The 14,374-nt window shown below is 72.2% G+C and carries 15 protein-coding genes and 1 tRNA gene; 7 read left to right on the plus strand and 9 right to left on the minus strand.

Going from position 1 to position 14,374, the window contains the following annotated elements; translation table 11 throughout:
• Together AB0C35_RS24835 and AB0C35_RS24840 are read left to right on the plus strand one after the other, a co-directional pair.
• A partial coding sequence (locus AB0C35_RS24835) for a hypothetical protein (RefSeq protein ID WP_358460006.1) occupies positions 1-1,281 on the plus strand: 1,281 nt, incomplete at its 5' end.
• Positions 1,278-1,877, plus strand: a complete 600-nt coding sequence (locus tag AB0C35_RS24840; RefSeq protein WP_358460009.1) for a sigma-70 family RNA polymerase sigma factor — start codon at positions 1,278-1,280, stop codon at positions 1,875-1,877. The genes AB0C35_RS24835 and AB0C35_RS24840, both read left to right, overlap by 4 nt.
• A gap of 127 nt (positions 1,878-2,004) precedes the next feature.
• On the opposite strand, the gene AB0C35_RS24845 is transcribed toward AB0C35_RS24840, so the two are convergent.
• The 6 genes from AB0C35_RS24845 to AB0C35_RS24870 form a co-directional block, all read right to left on the minus strand.
• Positions 2,005-3,054, minus strand: coding sequence for an iron-containing redox enzyme family protein (locus AB0C35_RS24845; RefSeq protein WP_358460012.1), 1,050 nt, complete (start codon positions 3,052-3,054; stop codon positions 2,005-2,007).
• Positions 3,055-3,220: 166 nt separating this feature from the next.
• A tRNA-Arg gene (locus AB0C35_RS24850) sits at positions 3,221-3,305 on the minus strand.
• 85 nt (positions 3,306-3,390) lie between these two features.
• Entirely contained in the window at positions 3,391-4,365 is a 975-nt protein-coding gene (locus tag AB0C35_RS24855; protein ID WP_358460015.1) for a hypothetical protein, read from the minus strand.
• The gene (locus tag AB0C35_RS24860; protein ID WP_358460018.1) at positions 4,362-4,961 is read right to left on the minus strand and encodes a flavin reductase family protein; all 600 of its coding nucleotides are present in this window, start codon (positions 4,959-4,961) and stop codon (positions 4,362-4,364) included. The genes AB0C35_RS24855 and AB0C35_RS24860 overlap by 4 nt, the downstream gene beginning before the upstream one ends.
• Positions 4,958-5,473, minus strand: coding sequence for a hypothetical protein (locus tag AB0C35_RS24865; RefSeq protein ID WP_358460021.1), 516 nt, complete (start codon positions 5,471-5,473; stop codon positions 4,958-4,960). Before AB0C35_RS24865 ends, AB0C35_RS24860 begins: the two co-directional genes overlap by 4 nt.
• 23 nt (positions 5,474-5,496) lie before the next feature.
• Positions 5,497-6,633 (minus strand): acyl-CoA dehydrogenase family protein, encoded by a 1,137-nt coding sequence (locus tag AB0C35_RS24870; protein WP_358460024.1) that lies wholly within the window; start codon positions 6,631-6,633, stop codon positions 5,497-5,499.
• Between the two features lie 297 nt (positions 6,634-6,930).
• Between AB0C35_RS24870 and AB0C35_RS24875 the strand changes: the two genes are divergently transcribed.
• Positions 6,931-7,926: a DUF2156 domain-containing protein gene (locus tag AB0C35_RS24875; RefSeq protein ID WP_358460027.1), complete on the plus strand. Its 996-nt coding sequence runs from the start codon at positions 6,931-6,933 to the stop codon at positions 7,924-7,926.
• Between the two features lie 28 nt (positions 7,927-7,954).
• Positions 7,955-8,152: a hypothetical protein gene (locus AB0C35_RS24880; RefSeq protein WP_358460030.1), complete on the plus strand. Its 198-nt coding sequence runs from the start codon at positions 7,955-7,957 to the stop codon at positions 8,150-8,152.
• 78 nt (positions 8,153-8,230) lie between these two features.
• Here the strand turns inward: AB0C35_RS24880 and AB0C35_RS24885 are convergent, their stop codons facing one another.
• Both AB0C35_RS24885 and AB0C35_RS24890 read right to left on the minus strand, forming a co-directional pair.
• Positions 8,231-9,166 carry a diacylglycerol kinase family protein gene (locus AB0C35_RS24885; RefSeq protein WP_358460033.1) on the minus strand — a complete coding sequence of 312 codons (936 nt, stop codon included), beginning with the start codon at positions 9,164-9,166 and terminating at the stop codon, positions 8,231-8,233.
• Positions 9,167-9,193: 27 nt separating this feature from the next.
• A complete protein-coding gene (locus AB0C35_RS24890; RefSeq protein ID WP_358460036.1) occupies positions 9,194-10,057 on the minus strand; it encodes an SAM-dependent methyltransferase in 864 nt (287 codons plus the stop codon).
• A gap of 243 nt (positions 10,058-10,300) precedes the next feature.
• Here AB0C35_RS24890 and AB0C35_RS24895 point away from each other — a divergent pair, with 243 nt between their 5' ends.
• Positions 10,301-11,782: an MmgE/PrpD family protein gene (locus AB0C35_RS24895; protein WP_358460039.1), complete on the plus strand. Its 1,482-nt coding sequence runs from the start codon at positions 10,301-10,303 to the stop codon at positions 11,780-11,782.
• A gap of 159 nt (positions 11,783-11,941) precedes the next feature.
• Here the strand turns inward: AB0C35_RS24895 and AB0C35_RS24900 are convergent, their stop codons facing one another.
• A complete protein-coding gene (locus tag AB0C35_RS24900; RefSeq protein ID WP_358460042.1) occupies positions 11,942-12,736 on the minus strand; it encodes an SAM-dependent methyltransferase in 795 nt (264 codons plus the stop codon).
• A gap of 176 nt (positions 12,737-12,912) precedes the next feature.
• On the opposite strand from AB0C35_RS24900, the gene AB0C35_RS24905 reads away from it, so the two are divergent.
• Positions 12,913-13,773 (plus strand): hypothetical protein, encoded by an 861-nt coding sequence (locus tag AB0C35_RS24905; RefSeq protein ID WP_358460045.1) that lies wholly within the window; start codon positions 12,913-12,915, stop codon positions 13,771-13,773.
• A gap of 78 nt (positions 13,774-13,851) precedes the next feature.
• Entirely contained in the window at positions 13,852-14,370 is a 519-nt protein-coding gene (locus tag AB0C35_RS24910; protein WP_358460048.1) for a DUF4262 domain-containing protein, read from the plus strand.
• Positions 14,371-14,374: the final 4 nt, after the last annotated feature.

Below are 14,374 nucleotides of genomic sequence, written 5' to 3' on the forward strand. Positions count from 1 at the left end.
GTGCGGGCCCCGGGCCCGCACGAGCACGGCGGCGGCGCGGCCACGGGTTCGAACGGCCTCGTCGGCGTCCTCCTGGTCATCGCCGTCGTCCTGGTGCTCGGCATCGCGGCGTGCGTGCTGCTGCGGCGGCGCGGGGCGCCGGGCGGGCGGCTCCCCGCGGTCACCAGGGTCCTGGTCGCCGGGCTGGCCGGTGTGACCCTGACCGTCTGGCTGACCTCGGGCGCCCGTTCGCTGCCGCTCGCGGCGGAGGAGCCGCCGGAACCGGGCGTCCCGCTGCTGCGGTCGCTCGCCCTGCCGGGTGACCGCCACCTCTCCGTGCTGGTCGTGCCGAACCGGCCCGGCTACAACCTCGTCGGCATCGCGGGGGCCGCGCAGGCGTCCGCGGGCATCGACCGGGGGCGTCTCAAGCGGGGGTCCCGGCGACCCGGCAGCGCCCTGACCTGGGTCGGCGTCGAGCTGCCCGCCGGCAGCAGCCGCCTGTGGGTCTCCGCTGCGCAGGGCACCGGCTCGCTGCCGGTCGACACCGGGGAGGGACCGCCCGCCTCGCCCGCGGCGCTGCGCGGCGGGGACGGCCCGGAGTGCGCGGCCGCGGCCGCCGGGGCCATCGTCGCCGGCGGCTCCCGTCCGCTCACCGGCTGCCCGGCCGACGCGCTGGCGCCACGGGACGCCGCCTCGCTGCGTTCGGTCGTCCGGTTCATCGCCGGGCGGGGAGAGCGGACGCTCATGCTGGCCGGCGACGACTCGCCGCGCGGCCGGGCGGCCGCCGCCACCGTGCGCGCCGCCGCCCGCGAGGAGGGAGTGGCCGTCACCCCGCCCGCCGGGACAGGGCACCCGCTGATGGTCGTGGCCGGCTGGAAGCGGGCCCAGGCCCTCGTCGACGACGTCGCCCATGGCCGCCTGAAGGCACAGGGAACCTACCTGGCCCCCTGGCTGATGACCCGGCCGCTGCTGAGCCCGAACGCGAGGCAGCTCATCCCCCTGCGATACGCGCCCCGCACCGCGGCGCCGATGGCGTACGTCGCGGCGCTGAACGAGCGGATCCCCGGCGAGTACCCGTCCACCGCCGGTTACTCCGCCTGGCGGGACGTGCGCGACCGTACCGGTCCCGGGGCGGTCCGGCTGTACGCCGTCGCCCTCACCTACATCCCCGGCCAGAACTTCGGTCCCACTGCGGGCGACGAGGCGGGTGGGCACTCCCACGGACCGGACGCCGTCGGCTGGGTGCCCGGCGCCATGATCGCCGAGGTCGCGCGCCCGCTGACCGGGGGCGGACCGGCTTGACCGCTGATCTCGGCGAGAAGGAGCCGGACGTGACGCCGACCACCGAGGCCGCGCCGCAGATGCCGGAGATGCGCTGGGAGCTGCTGCTGCCCCACCGGGACCGGATTCTCCGGCTCGCCCGTTCGCGGCTCTCCGGGGACCTGGAAGCCGAGGACTGCGCCCAGGAGGCGCTCCTGCGGGCCGCCTCGTTCGCCGGGCTGGACGAGAACCGCGTCGGCCCCTTTCTCACCACGGTCACACTGCGGCTGTGCGCCGACGTCCACCGCCGCGCCGAACGGCACCGGCGGCTGGTGCGCGCCGCCTGGCCCGAGACCGCGACCGGGCCGGAGGAAACGGTGTGCGCCTCCTCCGAGGAGGCGTGGATGCTCGCGCAGGTGCAGCGGCTCGCGGGCCGCGAGCACCAGGTGATGGTCGCCCGTCTCGACGGGGTGGGCGTCCGCGAGTTCGCCCGCCGCCACGGAATCTCCACCAAGGCGGCAGAGAGCGCGTTCACCCGCGCCAGGGCCCGGATGCGCCGCTGGTACGAGGAGAGCATGGCCGACGGAAGGACCCGCGGGAGGCCGAGGGCGGACGCCCGGACCGGCGGACCCCGCTGATCCAGGCCGGCGGCGGGCGCGTGTCTCCGGACCGCGCGTGCGAACGCCGATGGCGGCCGGGCAGGCGTCTCGCCTGTCCGGCCGCCATCGGCGGAGCGGGTGCCGGCGGGGACGCGCCGGCGGTCGGCTACGCCGTCACCCGCACGCCGTCCAGGCGCTCGTCGAGGTAACGGGCGGAGGAGTTCGCGCGCCACAGCGCACCCCTCGCGATGCCGCGGCGCATGTGCTCGGACGAGGCGGCCGGCAGGACGACGTTGTGGAACCATCCGGCCGCGTGCTTGGAGTCGATGGTGATGTGCAGACGGTGGTAGGTGATCCCGGCGTCCGGCAGCCCCAGCCGTTCCCATGCCCGGACGACGTTCTGGAACCGGCTGGGAGCCAGCCATTCGGTCATCCCGAGGAATCCGACGGCCTCGGGGTACATCTGGCGGTACCGGGTGATGAGCACGGCGAGGTTCCCGGAGAGCAGGTCGTTCGCGGTGACGGCCCCCTCGATGTCTCCGTCCTGGATGCCGAAGACCTCATAGATCTTGTTGAACAGATGGGTGTGGACCTCTTCGGGGTTGCCGTTGCCCATCTCGTCCCAGAAGTTCTTGGCGATCTCCATCTTGCTGGGCCCCGACGTGCCTATCTGCATCATCGCCAGCAGGTCGTCGAAGCGCGCGTCGACCAGCGATTCCTGGATGACGTAGGTGCGCAGGTCCTCGGGCCTCGCGTCGTAGCGGATGAACTCGGTGTAGTACGGATGCTTGTAGGCCCGGTGGCCGCGGACGAGGTTCTTCAGCCAGGACAGGTACTCCCTGCCGTCGACCGGTGCGGACTCCAGCGTTCCCGGGGCGACGCAGCGGTCCTCCGAGGCGATCGTGGCGGTCTCCAGCGACCGGGTGATCTCGTGAAGGAGCACGGATCCTTCGGCGATCGGCTCGCCGGGGATGGTCGTCATCATCTGGTAGATCCGGGACAGCAGGAGCTGCTGCTGGTGGAAGGCCGCGCGGTCTCCTGAGAGCGCCTCCTCGTTCATCCGGCCGACGGCGGCCGTGATGTCGCCGCGGTTCTCCAGAAAATTTCGGTCGACCTCCTCCGCGGCGAGCGCGAGCCACGACGTTATCTCGGCGACGATCGCCGCGTGGTCGGAGGGGACGGTCGCGGAAGCGGTTGACCTGTCGGTGGCGGACACGGTTTCTCCCATTCCATTTCTGACTTCTCTATCAACCACTATGGCAGACGGCCCTGATAAGCCCCTGATTCGCCGCTTACTGAGGCGCGGTCGATTACCGGGAACAAAAGAAACCCTCCGCCCGGTGGCTCGGAGGGTTTCTCGGATCGGCTGCTCGGTCAGTCGGCGGAGAGGGCAGGATTCGAACCTGCGCGGGTGTTAACCCGTTCCGGCAGAACCGGATCCCATTCGGCCGCTTTGGGTACCTCTCCTCGGCGTTTCCGCCTCAATTAATATTATGCACGACCTCTCTGACAATGGACTGACACGACGCTGAGCATCTCTCCGGCCAACGCGTCATCGCGCGGTCCGGATCAGCTCGACGGCCTCGGGGACGCCCATGTACGGCAGACGCACCTCGGCCATGTCGTCGGTCCAGCGCTCCGCCAGGTCGTAGCGCTCCTTGGCGGTCGTCTCCAGCAGCTTGCGGCCGGGGAACACCTCGTAGTCGCGCAGCAGGTCCGCGTGGGCGTGCATGCCGTCCTGGAACAGCTCCTCCCGGTGCATGACGAACTCCTCCACAGGCAGCTCGTCCCACAAGCGGCGACCCCGCCGGATGAGATCGATGAGGTGCGGGCGGTACTTCGGGTGCCGGCGGAGGTGTTCGCGGACGATGTCGCTGCCGACGGCGAGGTGCCGGATCTCATCGATGGACGCACCATGGGCGATCTCCCCCGCGGCCGGATCGAGCAGCGCCCACTTGCGTTCGCTGAGCTCCGCCGCGGGCGCGAGGACGCCCTCGACCACGATCGTGAACACTGCCACCGCACCGATGAAGTCGCCCTCGTCGCGGACCACCGAGGTCGCGAACTCCGCGATGGGATCGAGGACCCGTTCGGTGTAGTCGGCGCCCTGCTCCTCGATCCACGCCACGAGGCCGTCGGCCGGAACGCCGAGCTCCGGCAGGTGGCCACGGAAGATCATCGAGTGCCGCGCCTCATCGACGACCTGGGTGGTGAAGAATTCCAGCTCGGCGATGCCGGGCGCGGCGGCGACGTAGTGGGACAGCACGCGGACGGCGCGCGCCTCGGCGATCGAGCGATTGCCGAGTTCCAGCACGAGCGCCTCGCGGAGCGGGCCCGGTTCGCGCATGTACTCCGGTGTGGCGGCGGCGTGCCCGCGCCGGGCACGTCCGCGCAGGGTGCCCTGCGCGACCGCCGACAGCCAGTACGCCAGGTCGCACTGCCGCGCGGTCAGTGTGAGTCGCTGCGCACCGTCCAGGAGGTTCGGCGCGCGGTCCCAGTCCGCTTCCAGCGGTGTCCGTACGGTCATGGTCCCTCCGTGGTTGTGGGCGGTTCGGCGTTCGCCGTGGACGGCTCGCCGTTGTCCGGTTTCACTCCCTCCAGCCGTCCCGCGAAGCTGACCAGCGGCTCGCCCTCACCCGGTGTGCCGAGGAGCACCTCGGCGAGGAGCAGTTCGTGGTCGCCGACGCGGAGCCGTTCGGTCGCCCGGCACGCCAGATGGGCCAGGCAGCCGCCGATCAGCGGTGCGCCGGTGAGGGCGTCGGTGGTGCGGTCCAGGCCCGCGAACTGGCCGTCGCCGGCGGGACGAAGCGGGTCGGCGAACCGGCGGGCGACGTCGGCCTGCCGGACGCTGAGCACGTTGACCGAGAACAGCGTGGCCGGCCGGATCATCGCCGCGAACTTCGACGACGGACGCAGGCACACGCCGAGGATCAGCGGATTGCGCGACATCGTGCTCATCGCGCTCACGGTGGTGCCGTGGCTCAGTCCGTTCCGGCCGACGGTGAGAACCGTCACCGCCGCGGCGACCTGGAGCAACGCGCGCCGGGCCGGGTTCGCGTCCGCCGCGGGGACGTCCCCGGCGCCGCCGTGCCCGCCGGTCGCCGAGGCGGCCAGGCGCGTCACCGGCCGGCCCCGGCGGCCGGCACCGCGCCGCCGTCGTCGAGGACCGGCAGCGGCACCCGGCTGCCGGACGCCGACTTCTGCAGCGTGGTCGCGAGCCCCTGGTACACCGGGTTGGCGACCGGCTCGAACGGCAGCCCGAACGGCTTGTAGAAGTTGCCGAACACGCCGCGGTCCCCGAACACGTGGAACGGGATGGCGAGCAACGCCCATTCGGGGCCGGCGAGCCACAGCCACAGGCCGATCACGGCCGCGCAGGTGATCAGGCTGTGCATCGTGTTGTACAGGACGTAGTAGACCTTGGAGATCCGCTTGTCCTCGCTGCGCCGGAAGGCGATCGCGCCGGGGATGTAGCCGATGAGGTCGATGTAGGCGAACAGCACGATGAACACCCACCAGCGGATCTCGGTGAAGTGCACCAGGATCAGGATGATCGACAACGCGAAGCCGACGAGGTACTCGGCCCGGTGCAGCCGGAACGTGACCGGCGAGTCGTACGGGTTCTTGATGTCCATGGGTTCCTCTCAAGCCGCACGGGTCAGGACAGGTGGAGCGGCCCGCCCGCGAAGTAGCCGGCCATCTGCTCGGCGACGCTGCTCCGCGACGGCGGGTGGAAGGCGAGCGGGGCCACCGCCGAGGCGAGGTAGGCGACGTCGGGGGAACCGATGAACGCCATCCCCCCGAGCGTCTCCACGGCCGCGTGGACGACGCCGGCGAGCAGGTCCTGCGCGGCGTACCGCGCGGTCAGGACGGTGGCGACGGCCTCGTCCCCGGTGACGCCCTGCTCGATGGCCCGGGCGGCGCCCTCGATCAGGTCGACCGCGGCCTCCATCCGGATGGCGAGGGCCGCGCGATCGGCCGCGCTCCCGCGGTCGCGTGCGAGCACCTTCTCCGTGAGGGCCGACGCGACACCGGAGTACGCCGCGGTGGTCAGCAGCTCGAACCAGGTGAACCCCGCGGTCTGCAGATCGTCGAGGCCGAGCTCGTCGTCCGGTGTGCTGAGTATGACGAGCTCGTCGGGGACCTCGACGTCGGTGAGGCGCACCTCGTGGCTCTGCGTCGCGGCCAGCACGGGCGTGCCCCAGAACGGGACGACGCTGATGCCCGGTGAATCGGCCGGGATGAGCAGCAGCGCGAGGCTCTGCCGGCCGCCGTCGTCGATCGCGACGCTCGCGGTGAGCACGTCCATCGAGCGGGACAGGCTGCACGGCTTCTTCGCGCCGTTCACCCGGTATCCGCCGGCGGACCGCTCGGCCGTCACGGCCGGGAGCAGGATGTTCTGGTCGCTGCGGCCCTCGGCCCAGCCGGAGGCGAGCAGCAGGCCGTCGCCCGCCACGGCGGAGAGCATCTTCAGCTGGGCCGGAGCCAGCCGGTCGGCGGTCCGCGACAGGCTGAACAGCATCGCGACGGTGAAGTGGTGCATCACGGTCGCGACGCCGAGGGAGGGCGATACCGAGGCGACGGCTCGCTGCACCCGGACCGCGTCCAGCGGGCGGGCCGCGAGCCCGCCGAATTCGGCGGGGACCAGCAGCGCGGGCCCCCCGTGGGCGCGGTAGTGCTCCACGACCGCGCTGTCGGTCTTCTCGCGGTCCGTCAGTGACATCCCCTCGAGTTCGGCCAGCAGGCCGGGGTGGTGACGTCCGCACGCCTCACGCGCTTTATCCAGGGAACGCATCGCCGGCTTTCCTCCGGGAGATAGGGAGATACCACGGCGGGCCAGAAATGCGGAACGGCAGACCTTCGTGCTGCGCTTTCCCGTCACATCGGCCCTCTTGCAGTATCCCGCCCCGGTCTGACGATGGCCTGATAATCGGCTGACCCCGGGGGGCCTCGGCAATGGCGCTGCCCGCACTCGCTGACCGGTGACTGACCGCGCGCTGACATCGCGCTCATATGCTCTTGCCCTGCCCCCGGCCGCTGTGCCATAACTCAAGCGATACCGGCCGATCAACGCCTGAGAACGGGGCGGACGATGACGGAAGTCGTGACCGATACGGACATCGCCCTGGACGCGATCCAGCGATACCCGGACGCGGACAATCCGAGCGCCTATTTCGCTTTCAGTGGCGGTAACAGCTATTTCCGGCTTCCGGACGAGCCCGGACTGATCGTGTACCGGCGGACCGGCCGCTACCTGGTGCAGTTCGGCGGGCCGTTCGCCCCCGCCGCCGCCCGGACACGGCTGCTGCGGGGTTTCGCCGGTTTCGCGGCCGACCGGGGCCTCGAGATCGTGGCGGTGCAGGTGCAGAGCGCGGACGCTCCCGCGTTCGTGGACGAGGGGTTCATCGTCAACCAGATGGGCGCGTCGTACGCCGTGGAACTGGACGGCTTCACCCTGCGGGGCACCAGGTTCATGCAGCTCCGCAACAAGATCTCCAGGGCCTTGCGGGCCGGCCTGGAGATCCGGGAGGCGTCCTACGACGACTGGCGGGAGCAGATCGGGGCGCTGGACGCGCAGTGGCTGCGCGGCAAAGGCGAGGACGTGAAGGCCCTGGAGTTCCTGGTGGGCGAGTTGGGCGGCCGGCATCAGCCGCTGCGCAGGCTCTTCGTCGCGGTCCAGGGGGGACGGCTCATCGGATACATCTCCTACTCCCCGGTCTACGGTTCCAGGCCCGGGTGGATGCATGATCTGAGCCGTCGGCGCCCGGATTCGCCGCCGGGCGTGATGGAGGCGATCAACAAGGCGGCGATCGACGTGTTCACGACCGAGAAGGTTCCGTGGCTGCATTTCGGCTTCACGCCGTTCACCTCGCTCGACGCTCCGCGCTTTCCAGGCTACAGCCGGGCTTTTCACTGGTTCATGACGTATCTGTGGGAAGAGGGCGCGCACATCTATCCCGCACGGACACAGCTCGCCTACAAGGAGAAATGGGCTCCAAACCTGGTCCTGCCGGAATACATCGCCTTCCAGGGGCAGGCGAGCCTGGCCGCGCTGGTGCACGTCTTCCGCGCGTGCAATGCCATTTGAAGACCGCAAGCATGCGGAGGTCGCCATCATGAACGAGCAGCAGCCCGAGACCGATGCCCCGGGCCGGATCGAAGCGCAGGGCCGGCGGGTCGTCGACCTTTTCGGCGCCTGCGCGGCCGCGCCCGACGACCTGGCCGTTGCGCGGTCGGCGGACGAGGCTCTCGTGAAACTGGAAGAGATGCTCGTCGCGGCGGATCAGGAGGACGGCCGCGCGGATGACGGGTGAGGGCCGCCCGGGCGGGGGCCGCCCGGGCGGGGGCCGGTGCCGCAGGTGAACCGCCGGGCGTCACGGTGCCAGCACGGGTCACGGTGCCAGCACGGGGAGGGCACCGGCCAGGACCGACACGGTGCAGCGTGACAGGTCGCTCCGCTCGGGTTCGCCGTCATGCTCCAGCGGCAGCGGCCGGCCGTCCAGGCGTTCGAGCACAATCGTCCTTCCCTGCGCGTAGACGACCTCGGGGCACTCGACATGGCGCCCGTCCCGGGCCAGCGTGAGCAGCCCGGCGAGGTCGGGATGCCCGGCGGCCACGCAGATGTCCAGCAGGCCGTCGTCCACCACCGACCGGGGCAGCAACCGGTACCTCCCGCCCCGGTAGCGGCCGCCGCCGATGTTCGTCAACTGGATGCCGCCCTCGCACACGCGGACCCCGTCCACGGTGACGCGGCCCGGGTACGGCTCGGTGCACCGCAGCACCCGCTCCAGCGCCGTCCAGTACCGCTGCCTGCCGGTGATCCCGGTGAGCCGGGCCGCCTCGGCCGTGACCTCGGCGATCAGCCCGCTGCCGATGCCCAGAAGGGCGAGGGCGCCGGTCTCTTCGATCCGGGCCAGATCCACGCGGCGCGTCCTTGGCTCCGTGCCGGACAGCGCCGCGTCCAACGCGAGCCGCCACGGACGGTCGGACCAGATCTGCTTGTAGAAGGAGTTGCCGGTCCCCGCGGGCACGTTCACCAGGGCGGCGTCCCGGGTGCCCGGCCGGGCCGGTCCGGCGTTGGCGAGGCCGGAGGCGACCTCCCGCGTGGTGCCATCGCCCCCGACGGCGATCACGACGTCGGCTCCTCCGCCGGCGGCCTCGGCCGCCGCCTCCTCGGCGTGGCGCGGGTACTCGGTGCGCACCACCGTGAGGTCGCCGACCCAGCCCTCGCAGTGCCGTGCCACCGCCTCGATGAGGTCCGCGTTCCTCGCGCCGGCACGCGGATTGGCGAGCAGCAGCCCCTTGGCCGCCCAGGACTCCCGGGCCATGTGCACCCCCTCCCTCGTCGCCCGCGTTCAGGACCGCTCGGCCACGACCACGCCCATGAAGTCGTCGTCGACGCAGTACGGATCTGGTCCTCCGTGGTTCTTGACCAGGTCGGGGACGCGGAACTGCGCCACCGTCTCGAATCCGGCCCGCCGCAGGACCGCGTCGGCCGTCTCCGGTGTGAGGCCGCTGAGGTACGGCTCGCCCTTCGCGCCCATTTCCCGGTTGGTCCGCACGGCGACCTCGTAGGGGGTGGTGCCGTCCAGAACCGACTGGTCCATGTAGTCGAACACGAGAGTGCTGCCGGGCGCGCAGAGCGCCGCCAGCTCCGCGAGGGTGTTCTGGAACGCCTCCGGCCGCAAGAAGAACGTCACGCCGAGCCAGCCGACGACGCATGGCTTGTCCCTGTCGAAGCCGGCTCCGATGAGCGCGTCCCCGAGGGATCGGCCGGATTCGAAGTCCATCGGGACGTACTCCACGGAGGACGCCGAGACTCCGGCCCGGGTGAGGGCCGCGAGCTTGTCCCGCTGGGTGGACGGGTGGTCGACCTCGAACCACCGCATCCGGCCCGGCTCGGTGAGTCTCAGCGCGGTCGTGTCGTAGCCGGCGCCGAGGAGCACCGCCTGTTCGGCGCCCGCGGCGGCCGCGCGGACCAGGTGGTCCTGGAAACAGCGGTGGCGCAGCAGGATCATCGCCGTGTAGCCGCCGTACCTCCGGTCGTTGGCGAGGAGCCAGTCCATCGCCTCCCCGGGCGTCGAGGGGAGGGATCCGGGCGGGAAGAAGATCTTGGCGTACCGGTCGTCCAGCAGGCGGCGCCCCGGCTCGACGATGGCGTCGACCGCCCGGACCTCCGCGACGCGTTGCGCGGTGTGGCTGGCGAGTCCGGAGCTCATGCGCGTCGGCTGGTGCGGAATGAGCATGGTGGTCCCTTCGACTGTGTCGGCCTGCGGCCGGGCCGTGCCGGTCCTGCGGCCGTCGGCGCCCGTCCAATGGGTTTACGCGCCGCGGGCCCGGGACCCTCACTCCGCGATCGGTTTCTCCGGCGATTCCCTTCGAGGGTCGACGCCACATTCCCCGTAAAGCAGACGAAACGGGCGGCCCGCTCGGCCGCGCCCGCCGACCGTGAAGGAGACGGGATGACACTCATCGAAGAACTGGCGGACTGGGCCGGCGCCCTGCGCTACGAGGACGTTCCCCCGGACGTCGTCGAGATCGCCAAGCTCCAGGTCCTGTCGCAGTGCGCCGCGATCCGCCTCGGCGCCGCGCATCCGCTGGGCCGGCGCCTCGTCGAGGGTTTCGGGCAGCCGCTGCAGCCGGACGGCAGGCGCGCCGCGTTCGTCCTGGCCGGGCTCGGGTCCTGGCTCCACTTCGATGACACGGCCTTCGCCGGGCACCTGTCCAACTCGACGGTCACGGTGCCGATGGCGTACGCGGCGGAGCAGAAACTGGACGGCCGCAGGCTGCTGGCCTCCGTCGTGGCCGCCACCGAGACCGCCGCCCGGGTCACGGCGGCGACGACGCTGGGCTGGTTCCGGGGGCAGACCGCCGCCTACTCCCACGTCACCGGCGCCATCGCCGGACGCCTGCGCGGCGAGGACGCACCACCGGAGCGGTGGGCCGACGCGCTGGGGCTGGGGCTCGGGCTGCCGCCGCGCACGGTGCAGGCCGGCTTCCTGGGCGGCGACTCGAAGGTCTTCAGCAGCTCGACGCCGGTCAGTGTCGGCCTCGACGCCTGTGACGCCGCCGCGGCCGGCTTCACCGGGAACCGGGGGATCATCGAGGACCCCGCGGGCTTCCTCGCCGTGTTCGCGGACGTTCCGCTCCCGGACGCGGTCACGACGGGGCTCGGGCGGCGGTGGCACACGCACACGACGTCCTTCAAGGTGCACCCGGGCGGGCCCGGCATGGACGTCGCGATCGACTGCGGGGTGGAACTGTACAAGGAACTCGGACCGGTGCGGGCCGAGGACGTCGCCACCATCGAGGTCGACACCTCCGTCTACACCATGCTGGTGGACCGCTGGGCGGGTGAGCACATGCGCGGCCCCGATTCTCCGGTGGGCGCCCTGGTGTTCTCACTCCCCTACCTGCTGGCCACCACGCTCATGACCGGAGGGGTGACGGTCGCCGACTACACGCCGGAACGCCTCGCCGAACGGGAGCGCTGGGAGCTGGCCCGCCTGGTGAACCTCGGCCACGACCAGCGGATGACCTACGACCTCTTTCACTGCGAGGTGCCGTTCGGCGAAGCGCTGCGGCAGGCGGGCCCCCGGGCGGCGGAGTGGCTGGCGGGCTTCGGTTCCCGCTGGTCCGGGGACGGCGGGTGGCTCGTCGACCTGGTGGGCGAGTTCGAGCCGCCGAGCAAGGACTTCCGCGCGGCGCGCAAGGCGACGCCGGCCCGGGTGACGATCAGGTTCAGGGACGGGCGCACCGTCGTCCGTGAGCGGGACGTCCCCGTCGGCGGGGTCGGCGCCATCGGCGACCCGCCGCTCTCGGAGCTCATGCGGGACAAGTTCGTCGGCACCGGAGGCGGCGGCGACATCGCCGACCGGCTGCTGGAACTGGAGAACGTGCCGGCGGACGAGCTCCCGGCCCTCCTGCTCGCCGCCCTGACCTGAGCAGTCCACGCCTGAGCAGTCCACGCCTGAGCGGCCACGCCTGAGCGGTCCACCACCGGCCCGGCCGCCACCGCCGACGGGCGGGCGGGTCATCGAGCGTGGCGACCCCGGAGCCCGGCGGCGTGGCGGCCGGTCAAAGCCCGAGCCGTGTGATCGCGGTCAGGGTTTGCGGCCTACGGCTCCGTAGGCGTCGATTAAGGCCGTGTCGCCGTCGGGCCGCCATTCGGTGATCGGCACCATCCCAGGCTCGACGAGTTCGAGACCCTCGAAACACCTGCCGAGCTGCTCGGGGCTGCGCAGGACATAGGGGACGCCGCCGCTCTCGACGAGCTTCTCCGCGCCCTCGACGACCTCCGCGCCCGTGTCGGTCCCGTCCCACAGCACCAGGTGGCTGCCGGGCGCCGTCGCGTCCATCACCCGCCCGACGATTGTCCGCACCACGGCCAGGTCCGGCTCGTAGCCGAGCACGCCCATGAACATCACCGCCACCGGCTCGCGGAGATCCAGCAGCTCCGCGGCCTCGTCGATGATCCGGCCGGGGTCGTGGTAGTCGGCGTGCACGTACGTCGTCGCGCCCTCCTCGGTGGCGCTGCCGAGCAGCGCGCGGGCGTGCACCAGCACCAGCGGGTCGTTGTCGACGTAGACGATCCGGGCCCCGGGCGCGATGCCCTGCGCGACCTGGTGCGTGTTCTGCATCGTGGGAAGCCCGGTCCCGATGTCGATGAACTGGCGGATGCCGCACTCGCCCGCCAGGAAGCGCACCACCCGGATGAGGAACCGCCGTGACTGCCGCGCCATCGTGACGATCTGCGGATACACCTCCGCCACCGCGTCGCCGGCGGCCCGGTCGGACGCGTAGTTGTCCTTGCCGCCCATCCAGTAGTTCCAGATCCGCGCCGCGTGCGGGACCTCGGCGTTCACGGCGGCGGGATCGGCTGCGTCGCGGTCGACCATGGGAAGTCCTTCCTCGGAGGCACGAGCGATCTCCCGGGACAGTCAACGTACTTGCTCATCCGCGCCCCGGGGAGCCGATCGGCGGCGGGACCACCGTTCCGGAACCGGAACGAGACGCGGGTGCGACCTCGTCTTACCAGGGTGGGGATCGGCAGCGTCCAGCATCGGAGGCCGGGGTGTCCGTTCGGCGGCTCGTCGCACTGGGCGTGACGCTGTCGGCGATCGCCCTGATCGCCGGGTGCGGCGGCGGAGGCCCCGTCCCCGAGCAGCGCGCCCGGCTCCACGTCACCGTCCTGCCCGGCGGGGACGCCCGCCTCGACCTCCACGCGGCGGGACGGCTGCGGTCGGACGCCGAGGTCCGCGCGCTGGCCCGGCGGATCGCGGAGCGGACGTTCCCCGGGGCGCGCGGCGTCCGCGTCCGCACCGAACAGGGCCGCGGCATGCCGTTCGCCGTCGCCGCCGCCGACGGCGCCTACCGGACCGGGCGGGCGGCGTCCCTGCGGATCGACACCGCGGGCGCCGTGCGGCAGCTCACCGCCGAGGGGTTCGGCGACACGTCCATGAAGCTGTCGCTGCCGTCGGTGCCGGCGACGGTCCGCTCGGACGCCCGGCCCTCGGGCCACCGCACCTGGCGGCTGCGGTCCGGGGACCCGGCGCCGGTCGTGCGGATCGAGCTGAGGCCGCGGCCGGTGCGCTGGCTCGGGGCGATCGCGCTGCCCGCGCTCGGCGCCGCCGGGGTCGCGCTGGGCTTCTTCGCCCGGCGCCGGATCTTCGCCCTCCCCGGCGCGGGGCTCGCCGTCGCCGCCGCCGTCGCCGCCCTCGCGGTCTCGGCGGGACGGCAGGGCGACAACCTCGGCGTCGCGGGCCTGCTCGGCGGGACGGCGCTGGACGTGGCGACCGCCGCGCCCCTGGCCGCCGTCCCGCTGGGGCTGCCCGCCGTGATGCTGCTGGCGGTGATGCTCACCCGCCCGCGCCCCCGGCCGGACGCCCGCGCCGCCCACGAGAGCAGGCCCCGGGACACCGGCGTGTTCTGGTGACGGTCCCCGGCGCGATACTCAGGGTCGATTGATCGTAAACTGAAGGTCATGTCCGGCGATCGCCCCTCATGCACCTGCGTGATCTGTCGTGACTACGGTGACCGCGACCGGCTGGACAACTTCCAGCTCCGCACCATCGTGCACATCACGCAGTACGGCTGGAGCGTCGTCCTCGTCCACCCCGACGGCGGCGGCCCCGGCTGGGCGTACACGGTCGGGCTGTGGCACAGCCACCGCGCGCCGGAACTGGCGATGTTCGGCGGCGACGTCTACGAGACGGAAGAGATCCTCAACACGCTCGGCCGGCACACCGCCGAGGGGCGCGCCCCCGCGGACGGCGAGCGCCGCGACGGCGTCGTCCGGGGGCAGGCCGCCGCGTTCCGGGAGATCGACCCGCGCTGGTACGACGCGCTGTTCGGCGGCGCCGTCGCGTTCTACCGGCGCCCCCCGCTGCCGATGCTCCAGGTCGTCTGGCCCAACCGGGAGGGCCTGTTCCCCTGGCAGCCCGGCACGGAGCTGCCGTTCCGCCGCTCCCAGCCGTGGCTGTGGCTCGACCCGAAACAGCACTCCGCCGGCGTCTGGACACGCCGGCTCTGACCCG

This window comes from Spirillospora sp. NPDC048819, from assembly GCF_040650055.1.
GTDB lineage: Bacteria > Actinomycetota > Actinomycetes > Streptosporangiales > Streptosporangiaceae > Spirillospora.